General features: G+C 47.4%; 13 protein-coding genes, 2 tRNA genes and 1 pseudogene. 5 read left to right on the plus strand and 11 right to left on the minus strand.

Going from position 1 to position 12388, the window contains the following annotated elements; translation table 11 throughout:
- Window positions 1-44: 44 nt before the first annotated feature.
- The 7 genes from A2F46_RS04525 to dnaQ all read right to left on the minus strand — a co-directional run bounded on the left by A2F46_RS04525 (window position 45) and on the right by dnaQ (window position 5718).
- On the minus strand, window positions 45-1514 hold the full coding sequence (locus A2F46_RS04525) for a DegQ family serine endoprotease (protein ID WP_369796308.1): 1470 nt from the start codon (window positions 1512-1514) through the stop codon (window positions 45-47).
- 151 nt (window positions 1515-1665) lie between these two features.
- Complete coding sequence (gene nth / locus A2F46_RS04530; RefSeq protein WP_066567285.1) at window positions 1666-2304, minus strand: endonuclease III; 639 nt, start codon at window positions 2302-2304, stop codon at window positions 1666-1668.
- Window positions 2305-2312: 8 nt separating this feature from the next.
- Window positions 2313-2939 (minus strand): thermonuclease family protein, encoded by a 627-nt coding sequence (locus A2F46_RS04535; RefSeq protein ID WP_066567286.1) that lies wholly within the window; start codon window positions 2937-2939, stop codon window positions 2313-2315.
- Between the two features lie 96 nt (window positions 2940-3035).
- A complete protein-coding gene (rpiA, locus tag A2F46_RS04540; protein ID WP_066567289.1) occupies window positions 3036-3704 on the minus strand; it encodes a ribose-5-phosphate isomerase RpiA in 669 nt (222 codons plus the stop codon).
- Window positions 3705-3767: 63 nt separating this feature from the next.
- A complete protein-coding gene (gene ispF / locus A2F46_RS04545) occupies window positions 3768-4262 on the minus strand; it encodes a 2-C-methyl-D-erythritol 2,4-cyclodiphosphate synthase (RefSeq protein WP_066567291.1) in 495 nt (164 codons plus the stop codon).
- Window positions 4259-4969 carry a 2-C-methyl-D-erythritol 4-phosphate cytidylyltransferase gene (ispD, locus tag A2F46_RS04550; protein WP_066567293.1) on the minus strand — a complete coding sequence of 237 codons (711 nt, stop codon included), beginning with the start codon at window positions 4967-4969 and terminating at the stop codon, window positions 4259-4261. The genes ispF and ispD overlap by 4 nt, the downstream gene beginning before the upstream one ends.
- Window positions 4966-5718 (minus strand): DNA polymerase III subunit epsilon, encoded by a 753-nt coding sequence (dnaQ, locus tag A2F46_RS04555; RefSeq protein ID WP_066567296.1) that lies wholly within the window; start codon window positions 5716-5718, stop codon window positions 4966-4968. The genes ispD and dnaQ overlap by 4 nt, the downstream gene beginning before the upstream one ends.
- 263 nt (window positions 5719-5981) lie before the next feature.
- Here dnaQ and A2F46_RS04560 point away from each other — a divergent pair, with 263 nt between their 5' ends.
- Window positions 5982-6449: a hypothetical protein gene (locus tag A2F46_RS04560; protein ID WP_066567298.1), complete on the plus strand. Its 468-nt coding sequence runs from the start codon at window positions 5982-5984 to the stop codon at window positions 6447-6449.
- Window positions 6450-6589: 140 nt separating this feature from the next.
- Here A2F46_RS04560 and A2F46_RS13205 read toward each other — a convergent pair whose 3' ends face one another.
- Window positions 6590-7000, minus strand: a complete 411-nt coding sequence (locus A2F46_RS13205; RefSeq protein ID WP_255358748.1) for a LysR substrate-binding domain-containing protein — start codon at window positions 6998-7000, stop codon at window positions 6590-6592.
- The gene (locus tag A2F46_RS13210) at window positions 6982-7482 is read right to left on the minus strand and encodes a LysR family transcriptional regulator (RefSeq protein ID WP_255358749.1); all 501 of its coding nucleotides are present in this window, start codon (window positions 7480-7482) and stop codon (window positions 6982-6984) included. Before A2F46_RS13210 ends, A2F46_RS13205 begins: the two co-directional genes overlap by 19 nt.
- Before the next feature lie 109 nt (window positions 7483-7591).
- On the opposite strand from A2F46_RS13210, the gene A2F46_RS04570 reads away from it, so the two are divergent.
- The 3 genes and pseudogenes from A2F46_RS04570 (at window position 7592) to A2F46_RS04580 (ending at window position 10264) form a co-directional block, all read left to right on the plus strand.
- A complete protein-coding gene (locus A2F46_RS04570; RefSeq protein WP_066567300.1) occupies window positions 7592-7999 on the plus strand; it encodes a CidA/LrgA family protein in 408 nt (135 codons plus the stop codon).
- A 122-nt stretch (window positions 8000-8121) separates the two neighbouring features.
- A pseudogene (locus tag A2F46_RS04575) lies at window positions 8122-8726 on the plus strand (LrgB family protein).
- Between the two features lie 173 nt (window positions 8727-8899).
- Window positions 8900-10264: an NAD-dependent succinate-semialdehyde dehydrogenase gene (locus A2F46_RS04580; RefSeq protein WP_066567302.1), complete on the plus strand. Its 1365-nt coding sequence runs from the start codon at window positions 8900-8902 to the stop codon at window positions 10262-10264.
- A 566-nt stretch (window positions 10265-10830) separates the two neighbouring features.
- On the opposite strand, the gene A2F46_RS04585 is transcribed toward A2F46_RS04580, so the two are convergent.
- Both A2F46_RS04585 and A2F46_RS04590 read right to left on the minus strand, forming a co-directional pair.
- Window positions 10831-10906 (minus strand) — tRNA-Thr (locus tag A2F46_RS04585).
- 108 nt (window positions 10907-11014) lie between these two features.
- A tRNA-Ala gene (locus tag A2F46_RS04590) sits at window positions 11015-11090 on the minus strand.
- Between the two features lie 260 nt (window positions 11091-11350).
- Between A2F46_RS04590 and mltG the strand changes: the two genes are divergently transcribed.
- Window positions 11351-12349, plus strand: coding sequence for an endolytic transglycosylase MltG (gene mltG, locus A2F46_RS04595; RefSeq protein ID WP_066567304.1), 999 nt, complete (start codon window positions 11351-11353; stop codon window positions 12347-12349).
- The last annotated feature ends 39 nt before the right edge of the window (window positions 12350-12388 follow it).

Here is a 12388-nt window from a genome sequence, read left to right on the forward strand (position 1 = left end):
TACCCTGCTTGTACAGGCAACCAAATCAAGCCCCAACAGCACATTTAAGGCAGCGCCAGCGCCAAGAATAAGGTACTGCTACCGCGTTTAACCAGCAACGGAATATTCTTCCCTGAAGAAGTCAATGCTTGTGAGAAACTAGACTCATCACGCACATTCTGTTGCCCCAATGCCATAATGACATCACCACGGCGCACCCCAGCTTGGGCAGAAAGGCCTTCCGCCTGTACCACCAGCAAGCCTTCTTGGCTGGGTTGCAATCCCAAGCCTAAATTACCCACATTGAAGCTGCTGCCTTGAATCTCATTGCCACCTTCACTTTTATTGGTATCGGCAGCAGTGTCATTGTTCATGGTATCGAGCAATACCTTAATGCTTTCTTGCTTGCCTTTGCGCCAAATGCCCAAGGTAATCTCTTTACCTGGGGGCAGTAAGCCCACCATAACCGGCAAATCACTGGAATTATCCACCTCTTCGCCATTCACACTTTGCACAATATCCCCTGGCTGCAAGCCCGCCTTGGCGGCAGGACCACCTGGAATCACTTGCGATACCAACGCACCATTGGCTTTGCTCAAACCAAAAGACTTGGCCAAATCATAATTCACTTCCTGAATCACCACACCCAAACGCCCACGTTGCACTTTACCAGTGGTTTTCAACTGCTCGGCCACGCTCATGGCCACATCAATCGGAATCGCGAAAGAGATACCCATAAAGCCGCCGCTACGGCTGTATATTTGCGAATTGATACCCACTACCTGGCCTTTTAAATTAAACAAAGGCCCGCCGGAATTACCGGGGTTGATGGCAACATCAGTCTGAATAAATGGGGTGTAATTTTCATTAGGGAGGCTGCGGCCTTTTGCCGAAACAATCCCAGCAGTTACACTGTTATCAAAACCAAATGGTGCGCCTATAGCCGCCACCCACTCACCCACCTTCAGCTCTTTCGGACTACCAACATGAACCACGGGCAAATTATCTGCATCGATTTTTAACAGGGCTACGTCCGACTGAGCATCAGAGCCAATCAATTTGGCCTTGAATTCGCGCTTATCGTTGAGCAGCACCTTGATGTTATTCATGCCCCCCACCACGTGGGTGTTGGTCAAAATGTAACCATCTTTGCTGATAAGAAAACCAGAACCGAAATTGTATTCATCTTCCGGATCTTGCGGTGTGGAAGGCACATTCGGCAATAATCGTTTGAAATATTCATAAAACGGGTCAGTATTGGCACCTTGGTTTTGATCAGCACCGGTGTCTGGTGTACTATTTTCATTCACTTCACTGCGTGAAGCTTGAATATTCACCACTGCAGGGCCTTCTTGCTCGACCAGTTGCGTAAAGTCAGGCAGCAACATGGCCACTTTGCCATCTTTGGTACCTTCCATCTTTTGCACAAACCCCTGGTCTTCTTTATCTTTGCCAAACCATTGGTGAATTTTGTCACAACCGCCCAAAACCAACGCAGCCGCCAGCAAGCCTGTCACCATAAATTTCTGATTGATGCGCATAGAACTCTCTACTCCATTGACGCGTTTGTCCAAGTTTATCTCGGACATAAGTGTCCGTCATTCTAAACAAATCATTCAAGCTGGTACAGATTAAAACCAAGTCACGACCACAAAAAAGCCATTGTTCCTAATCATGAAAAATAGATCACGATTGCCAATTTTTTGCGGGATAGTCACACAAATCACGTATCAAACACTCGTCACACAATGGCTTTCTTGCCTTGCACACATAACGCCCATGCAAAATCAACCAATGGTGCGCGTTGAGCAAATAGGGCTTGGGCACCACTTTCACCAGTTTATCTTCGACGTCACGCACAGTTTTTCCTGGTGCCAAACCAGTACGATTGCACACTCGAAAAATATGTGTGTCGACGGCAATCGTAGGCTCACCAAATGCCGTATTGAGTACCACATTGGCGGTTTTTCGACCCACACCCGGTAGCGACTCCAAAGCCTCGCGCGTACGTGGCACAAGCCCATCATATTGAGTCACCAGAATATGGCAGGTAGCCAACACATGTTTGGCTTTGGTTTTGTATAAACCAATGGTTTTGATGTAGCCCATCACCTCATCCAAACCCAAATCCAACATGGCTTGAGGTGTCGGCGCAGCAGCAAACAATAACCGCGTGCATTTATTTACAGACACATCGGTTGCTTGCGCGGAAAGCAACACAGCAATCAGCAGCTCAAATGGATTGTGATACACCAACTCGGTAGTTGGGTGGGGATTGGCTGCCTGAAAGCGAGCAAAAATCTCAGCGCGTTTTTGTGCGTTCATGGTTATAGTTAACGATTATTAGGGTTATTGAGCCGACGAAATTGCCATGGGGGCAAAGGATTGCGCGCATTCCACACGCCCAATCGCTGCTGCCGGGCTTGGCCTTCGGCCTTTTGGTAATGAGCAAATTCAATCTGGTTTTGCTGTTTTTTGGCCAAAGAAACATAATGCCAAGCCCATCCTTGCGCGACCAGCCAAGCATTGACGTCTTGATGCTTATAAGTCAACTGTGCCACTTCACGCCGATAGCGATCATGCCCAAGCAAATTCACCACCACGGTTTTGCCCAACAGCCACTGTCGCAATGCATGAGCACTGGCCTGACCATTTTGCTGGGTTAATTCTGGCGCATCAATATTGGCCAATCGAATTTTGTGGATGCCGCCATGCGCATCTCGGACGCGCACCGTGTCGCCATCGTGTACGGACAGCACCACAGCATCATAAGCCATGCGGCGATGAGCCCATGTTGGTGGCTCAGCAATCAAAACTGACTGTTCAACGCCGTTTATCTGCCGCCCCCAAACTGCTGCATCGGGCAGTATTGGTGTCGCCAGCACACGGGTCAATGGGGCATTCCACCCCACTGCCCATATCACCACACAATACAGCGTCACTTTCAGGATTGCATTCATTTGTTCACTTCAATTAAAGCAATTGGCCGCGCAGCGCACGGCCAATTGAATCATCAATCACCTACATTATTTAGGTTCAGGCAGCCTGAAATAGCATCACACTTGGGCACGCAATATTTCAACGCCACCTTGTCGAGCCAATACCAACAAATCAGCAGGCCGGTGAGCAAACAAACCATTATCAACCACACCGGGAATGGCATTAATGGTGTCTTCCATTTTAATGGGTTCATCAATCAACAAACCGCTCACATCCAAGATTTGGTGACCATTATCAGAAGTAAAGTTGAGACGCAAATCAGGTTGGCCACCCAATTTAACCATCTGACGAGCCACCAGTGAGCGGGCATTGGGGATCACTTCCACTGGTAAAGGGAACCGTCCCAGGCGCGCCACATATTTGCTTTCATCAGCAATGCAAATAAATTGTTCGGCCGCAGAAGCGACAATTTTTTCATTCAATAAGGCCCCACCACCACCTTTAATCATTTGCAATAAATGATTCACTTCATCAGCGCCATCCACATACACCGATAATCCGTGCACTTCACTCAAAAGTATTTCAGGGATACCAAACCGCTTGAGCGCTTCACTGGTGCCATGTGAAGTGGATACCGCGCCTTTAATCTGCTTGCCGCTTTGGGCCAATGCCTCGATGAAAAACTGCACTGTAGAGCCTGTGCCCACACCAATATATTCACCCTCGGGCACCCATTGGGTCGCCTTTTGCGCCGCCAAGCGCTTCAATTCATTTTGCGTTGCCATAATCTACCTTTTAATGTGTTTGCTCTAGAATGGATGTGGCCGTTACATGGATACTCGCAGCGGTTATGGAATAGCATCATCAATCGCCTGTAACAACACCACTGCTTGTGCTTCTATGGCTTCTTCTCGGCCCAAATAGCCCAGCTTTTCATTGGTTTTGCCTTTAATATTCACCACTTCCAGCGCCAACCCCAAATCAGCAGCGATGTGGCGGCGCATGTCATCAATATAGGGACGCAATTTAGGGCGCTGGGCAACCAATGTGCTGTCGACATTAATGACCTGCCAACCGGCTGCCTGAACTCTTTGATAAGCATCACGCAACAGCACGCGGCTATTGGCATCTTTATTGATTTCAGCAGTATCGGGATACCATGTGCCAATATCGCCCAACGCCGCCGCACCCAATAAGGCATCGGTAATGGCATGCAGCAACGCATCAGCATCCGAGTGGCCCAAGAGCCCTTTTTCAAACGGGATGTGTACTCCCCCTAGAATCAGCGGCCGTCCTGCCACCAAGGCATGTACATCATAGCCTTGTCCTATGCGTATATTCATATTTTTTGCTCTTGCATTAACAGTAATTCAGCCAAAACTGCATCGGATGGCCGCGTCAATTTGATGTTGCGTACATCACCCTCCACCAACAAAGGCCATTTACCCAGCGCCTCTATGGCTGACGACTCATCCGTCACCATCGATATATCCACTCTATTAAGCGCTTGTTGCAACAATCCCGCTCGAAACATTTGTGGCGTTTGTGCCTGCCACAATCCACTACGGTCTATAGTGGCACAGACTTGTCCACTGATATCAGCTTTCTTGACAGTATCGGCCATCGGCACGGCCAACAAACCACCCACAGGATGGTGGCCAGCCTCAGCCAATAAACGCTGAATCGCGTCAAGGGGAACACAACACCGTGCCGCATCGTGTACAAGCACCCAGTCTGAAGCGCACGCAATATCCTCATTCATTATTTGGGCCAAGCCATTGCGTACGCTCTCTGCACGCGTTTCCCCACCACAACGCCATATCCTCACTTTTTCAGGCAGCCCATGCGGCGCATAAACTTGATCGATACAGTGGTCAGATGGCGCAACCACCACCCCAATGTGGGCGACTTCAGGAACCGCCAAAAATCGCGCAACCGTGTGCTGTAAAACCGTTTGCCCACATAGCATTGTGTATTGTTTGGGCTGCGTACCGCCAAACCTAGCGCCCACGCCCCCGGCAGGAATCAGCACCACAAATCGTTTACTCACGAAGTGTGCTCCGCTCCTTCATGGCGCCCAGTACCTCGCCAAACACAGGCGCCTTCCACTATCTTATCCAAATCAGTTAGATAGGCCTCATGTGCTGCCATATCATCGGCAGAGGGGGCTACCACAAGCAATGGCGGATGACCAACCAAAGGCGCACTGCGCTGGCCATCCGCAGACAAAATGCTCGAATCGGATGTCCCCATCAATTCATCCACCAAACTGAATTGATTACGTGTCATCGCCAGATACACTTCACCCAGCAATTCACAGTCAATCAATGCGCCGTGCAATACCCGTTTACTGCGATCCACATCCAACCGAGTACACAATGCATCAAGCGAATTTTTCTGGCCCGGGTACATTTCGCGCGCCATTTTCAGCGTATCTACCACATTCGCCGCCACATTGGTAATTGAAGGCAAACCCATGCGCCCAAATTCCATGTTCAGAAAACCCACATCAAATGGGGCATTGTGGATAACCAATTCGGCATCACGTAAAAAATCAGCAATCTGTCCACCCACACGGGCAAACAATGGTGCATTCATTTCGGTTAATTTATCTAAAGTAATTCCATGTACCGCTACAGCCTCTTCAGCGATATCACGCTCCGGATTGACGTATAAGTGCAAATTATTGCCAGTAAAGCGGCGATCAATCATCTCCACTCCAGCAAATTCAATTAGACGGTCACCTTGATCGGGGTACAATCCGGTGGTTTCAGTATCAAGAATAATTTGGCGTTTCATGGCTCAATCATGTGTGGCAAAAGGCTGCCTGAACAATAAATGTTCATGATACTAAATATTGGCGCCCTACGCACGGCATAGGTCAGCGCCATATATGCGCTGCTCGACTCTTATTGAGCAATACTCCGCGCCATCAATAAAATAAATTATTTTTAAATTCAATAAATTAATTAATTTAATATAAATAATAATGGTTATCATTTGCAAATAAGTGCATTTGCCCTTATGATACATCCAACGCTTGAAAACACGGGAGAGACACCATGCCGATGCCGCTATTACAGCAACTGGCTCAAGCTGTGCTGTCACTACATCAACGCAGCTTGGCTTGGATTGCCACCCAAGATGGAGAAGCACCTCCCGAAGTAGTCCCGGTGCATTGTGTACATGTAGGCAACACTTATTGCTTATGGACAGACAACTTGGTACCCATCAGTGAAAGTTTGTCTGACCATAACACGGGAATTTTGCTATTAAGCCATCCTGACTGCGCACAAAATTGTCACTTAAGCTGGATAGGTTGTTTACAAGCAGTGGGCCAGCAAGAATGCATATACAAACAAGCATGGGCGGCATTGCGGCAGGTATTCAGCGGCGACCCAGATTGCGTACCACGTTGTTTGTTGCAGTTACAACCCCAGTTTGGTCGCATCAGTCGCAATGGAGAAAACGATGTGCCGTTAACGGCACAAGATTTAACAGAGATTTTGCACTTGCCTGTGGCTGCCTAAAGTCACAAGCAAGCAGGTAAATAAAGTTTTGGTAGTGGTTTGTGTTCCTTTTTGCGCCCCCTCGTGGGGCGACTTTTTTTGTCGATTGATTGAAACAAACAATTTAGCGAACAGCCCGTCACCCCAGCATCTTAACTTATTTATCCAACGGGAAATTTCTGCCTCACTACCGTTAGCCATGCTTTCAGCGCTGGCGTCAGGCGCTTGTGCTTTGGCCAAGCCAATGCCAACCGCCAATGGATTTCAGGCTCCACTAACGGTACGGCCACAAAAACCGACGGATCAAATTCATCGGTATAGTATTTTGGCAAAAGCGCAATACCCAACTGCTGTGCCACCATATCACGCAATAAATCCCACTGGCTGGTTCGGCACACCACATTAGGCGTAAAACCATGGATATGACACGCATCCATGATCCAGTCATACAGCACAAAATTTTCCGTAAACAGAATAAAAGACTCGTCGCGCAAACTGCGCATACTCAATGCTGTAGTGGTAGCGGGTAAATTTTCTCGGCGCATCAACACCATCAAGGGATAGCTACACAAACTAATGCTGTCAAAATCAGTACTGACTGGCTCCAGTATCTGCCCGCATCCAATTGATTGGCCAATAAGGCTTTTTCAATGGTGTGCGCCCCTTCTTCTAAAAATGCCAGCTCAATGCCAGGCCAACGCTGATGGAATTCAAAAAAAGCAGGCGTCAACAATCGGCTCCCCAGCAACGAAATGCCTATGCGCAAGGTACCGATTTTATGGTTCTGATAATCGACCACGTCTTCTTGCAACAAACCCACCTGCTGCACAATATGACGCGCACGCTCATAAACCATTTGACCAATTTCTGTAGGCAGCACCAATCGCTTACGCCCAGCCTGACCTTTTTGTAGCAACGCCACACCCAATTCATCTTCTAAGGCCTGAATGATTTTGCTTACCGTGGATTGTGATACCGACAATTTTTCGGCGGCGGCTGAAAAACTGCCGCAATCGACTAATTCAACCCACAGGTGTAGTGCTTTGAAGTCCATGCACATCCAAATTATTTAATTTAGGAATAATAATAATCAAATAATTCATATTATGCCTAATTTTTTTATCTAGAATACTTAATTCCCTATTCCATTTGAGGTTTATGAGATGTCTGCATCTTTGGTTAGCCGTACCCAAAAATGGATGCGCATATGTCAGCAAATTGCAGTCATTGCTGTGGTTTGGTTGGTTTCCATTGGTATCGTTAATCTCACCCACATTCCTTTATCATCTGGGGTAATTGGCTTATTTTTGATGCTGATTTTATTGGGAACCGGCCTTTTGAAATTGCCACAAGTCGAAGCTGGTGCGCATTTCATCTTGGGTGAATTGTTGTTTTTTTTCCTGCCCATTATTGTGGCCGTGGTGCAATACAAGGATTTATTCATGACTCAGGGTTGGCAATTGGTGTTGAGTATTGTTATCGGCACCATATTGGTCATGATGAGTACGGCGCTGACCTTGAAATATTGTTACCGAATCCGGCGCATGATGATTAAACGTCGACACGCCTAAACCACACACATCAAGAGATAATAAAGAAAGAACGTATCATGAACACGGTTGCATTGGTTTGCTTGATTTGGACTTTGGTGGCCTATCTAGCCGCTAAAAAATTATATCGTGCCAAGCCCATTATGTTGCTCTCACCAGCCATTACGGTACCCGTGGTCACCATCGCACTGATGTTGATTCTGGGCATCAGCTACCAGCAATACCATGAATATACGCGTTGGATTGTGGCTTTACTGGGGCCCGCCACGGTGGCATTCGCCATCCCTATCTACGAATACCGCGAAGTGATCAAGCGCCAGATCGTGATTTTGGGTCTGGCCATTGTAGTGGGCATGTTTGTGGGGTTGGGAGCGCTTATATTTTAGCGCAATTATTCCATTTCAATTCAGAAGTGACCAATAGCCTGATGGCGCGCTCTATTTCAACGCCTTTTGCTATCGAACTCTCAGACGAAATTCATGGTTCCTCCACGTTGGTGTCTTTATTCACCATTCTCACAGGCTTAGCAGGTATGTTGCTAGGCGATTTGGTTTTGACCTTGAGCCGTTGCAAATTCCACTTAGCCAATGGTGCTGCTTTCGGTAATGCCGCTCATGGGTTTGGTACTTCACGCGCCACGCAGCGCCATGACGACGAAGGGGTGGTGGCAAGCTTAACCATGGTGTTGGCAGGTTTATTTATGGTTTTGGTTGGGCCATGGATTGTGAAATTGGTGGTCTGGTTATAGCCAGCATCACATCAACTCAATCCATTGAATCATTGAAATACAAGATTAGGCGCTGCTTTGGTCATCAAAGCAGCGCTTTTTTCAGGCAGCCTAAGTTGAGTAGATGCTAGTCAAAGCCTTATTTTATCCCTACAATCAACGACAAATATAAAACACTTCATCAGGAGACATACATGGCCTATCAAACCATCAACCCCTATACGCAAGAAACCCTGCACACCTTTGCCAATCACAGCGATGATGAAGTAGCACAAAAAATCAGCGAAGCCGATGCACTGTATCAATCCTTGTGGCGCGACCCCGCCAATATGCCAGAACGACTGGCCTGCTTAAATCGTTTGGCAGACATCATGCACCAACGCAAAGCAGAAGTGGCGCGCACCATCAGCATTGAAATGGGTAAATTATTATCTGAGGCCGTGGGTGAAGTGGCATGTTGCGTCGATATCGCGCGCTATTATGCCGAACATGCTGCCCATTTTCTGAAACCCGTTCCTTATCCTGACGTGCTGGGCAAAGCATGGGTGGAACATCACCCCATCGGGGTTATCTTGGCTGTGGAACCCTGGAATTTTCCCCTATACCAATTGATCCGCGTGGTCGCACCCGCTATTGCCATTGGCAATCCTGTATTGGCAAAACACGCCAGTAATGTTCCTCAATGCGCCCAAATGATGGAAGACATGCTAGGTGAAACTGGCGCACCCGTGGGCGCTTATGCAAATTTGTATGTCACACCCGCACAAATCGCCACCATTATTGGCGATGATCGCGTGCGCGGTGTCGCATTAACGGGATCAGAGCATGCAGGCAGCATCGTGGCTGGAGAGGCCGGATCCAAACTGAAAAAAGCGACCATGGAACTGGGTGGCAATGACGTTTTTGTGGTATTGGATGATGCAGACCTGCCTAATGCCGCTGCCGCTGCAGTGGGTGGTCGTTTATACAATGCAGGCCAAGTGTGCACGGCTTCCAAACGTTATATCGTACACCAAGCTGTGGCAGAAAAATTTAAAAGCCTCATCATTTCTGCCTTTCAATCTGTGATTATGGGCGATCCGTTGGATGAGCATACCACGTTGGCACCCTTGTCTTCCGCCAAAGCAAAAAGTGATTTGCAGCAGCAACTGGATCGAGCCATCACCCACGGCGCTCGTGTTTTATGTGGTAATACCCCTGCCGAAGGCAATTTTTTTACCCCCACCATTCTCACCGACATCTCGCGCAACAACCCTGCTTATTTCGAGGAATTTTTCGGCCCAGTGGCGCAATTGTATGTAGTAGCCGATGACGATGAAGCTGTGGCATTAGCCAACGATTCACATTACGGCTTGGGTGGCACCATTTATTCAGGCAACGTGGAACGCGCCAAAAACATGGCCTCACGCATTGAAACCGGCATGGTTTTCATCAACCGAAGCGGTGATTCCGTGGCCGAACTGCCTTTTGGCGGCGTGAAACGCTCTGGCTTTGGCCGTGAATTAAGTGATTTGGGCATCAAAGAATTTGTGAACCAAAAATTGGTGGTTGTGGGTTAACGCATACCTCATCGCCTCCAGCAGCATCATGCCCATGGTCAGTAGCATCAACCCAAATCCTTCTGGTTTAAAAACCAGAGGGATTTTAAAATGTTCATTGTTCCATGCTGAGTATACACATCGATTATTCATCACCTTACCAATGAGAATATGGCAAACAATCATGAGGTTGGTTTAAAACCCTTAAATCATATGACTTCAGCTCACCCAAACAGAAACCGCGATCAGATTTTCATCTTGATTGATCGTCAATAGGGTCATTAATTTCAGGCAACCCATTGAACAATACATCAGCGTCCCCTACTCATTTAACAACGCCGTCTTGCTCCCGCACGCAGCTGAAGGTCTGTGTTTAGCTCAACCCTAGTCTAAGGAAATCAACTGCAATAAGATAAATGAAGATCATGCTTTTGAACCATGATGCGATTACCGCGTTTTGCGAAAGTTGCCATAATGTTTTTACCTTTTATTGATGCATAAAATACATCAATAAAATGGCTTTTCGAAATCATTCGTCGCAAATTTATCGAAAAATAAATTTAAGTTACTAAAAATAAGAGATTAATTGGTGCCGGCAATAGGAATCGAACCTACGACCTTCGCGTTACGAGTGCGCTGCTCTACCAACTGAGCTATGCCGGCTAATGAAGAATGCGTCCATTCTATACCGATTGTTGGACTGGGAACACCTGATCAAATATAGCCGCAACAAACCAATGAATAAAGACCGCGTGTGCGGTCTTTTAAATCTGGTGGAGGTAAGCGGGATCGAACCGCTGACCTCTTGCATGCCATGCAAGCGCTCTACCAACTGAGCTATACCCCCGTTGCAGCCACAATGATGATGACTAGGCTGCGCATATTACCAGCTCTTTCTTTTTTTGCCCATACTTTAATTACCCTCTACCCAGAAAAATCGTTCAGTTTAATGATTTTCAAGTAAATTTAATCTGAATGATTTGACTTGGTTTTCATCAGGATAAACCACAGTGGCTTTGGTTCGCATTTGATTTTATACTTTGCGCCTATTAATCAGCGCTGTTATGCGGCACAAAGGTGTTGGCAACAGCCTAAAGGATGGATTCAATGCCTCGAAACACAATGCGTTGGCTAATCTCAGGCTTCATATTGGTGGTGGCTGGATTGGCATTTTTGCTGTTTGCCCCCAAAACCAATTCAGGCTATCGGCTCAAGGTGCAAGCAGGTTATGGCATGGCATCAGTGAGCCGAGATTTGGCTCATGACGGTGTGGTATACAGCCGTTATGCTCTACTGGGTGCTGCATATGCAATGGGCATGAGCGATAAGTTACATCCAGGCAATTACCGGCTCCCTCGCTCCATTTCCACATGGCAAATCTTACAGCGCCTGCGGGATGGTAAACCAGATACAGTCACCATCTCAATCATCGAAGGCAATACATTCAAGCAAATGCGCCGCATCATCAATCAAAATCCTGATCTGCACCATGACACGGCAACATGGTCAGATATGGCTATTGTGCACAAAATTGATTCCAACATAACAGCCAAACAAGCTGAAGGACTATTCTTTCCCGCCAGTTATGAAGTCGATACCGACAGCAGCGATCTAGCCGTGTATCGGCTGGCCTACCAAACCATGCAAAAGCACCTTCAGGCAGCCTGGGACGAGCGGCGCAGTGGCCTACCTTATACGCAGCCCTACGACCTACTGATCATGGCAAGCTTAGTAGAAAAAGAAACTGGCAACCCCAAAGACCGTGCGCATGTGGCGGCGGTATTTGTCAATCGACTCAACCAAGGCATGCGCTTACAAACCGACCCCACCGTTATTTACGGCATGGGCAGCGCATATAGAGGTAAAATTGGCAAAGCAGATTTACGCCGTGATACGCCTTACAATACGTATACTCGTAACGGCTTGCCGCCTACGCCCATCGCGTTACCAGGCAAAGCAGCACTAGAAGCAGCGGCTCACCCGTCCAGTGCCCAATATTTGTATTTTGTATCCAAAAACGATGGCAGTGGACAAAGCCAATTCAGCCATAATTTGGATGAACACAATGCGGCCGTGCGTCAATACATCCTTAAAAAAGGCCCATAATAGATTTTTTTATTTTTTTTAGAGCATAGCCTCTTCGCT

The organism is Snodgrassella sp. CFCC 13594, from assembly GCF_001590725.1.
Taxonomy (GTDB): domain Bacteria; phylum Pseudomonadota; class Gammaproteobacteria; order Burkholderiales; family Neisseriaceae; genus Snodgrassella.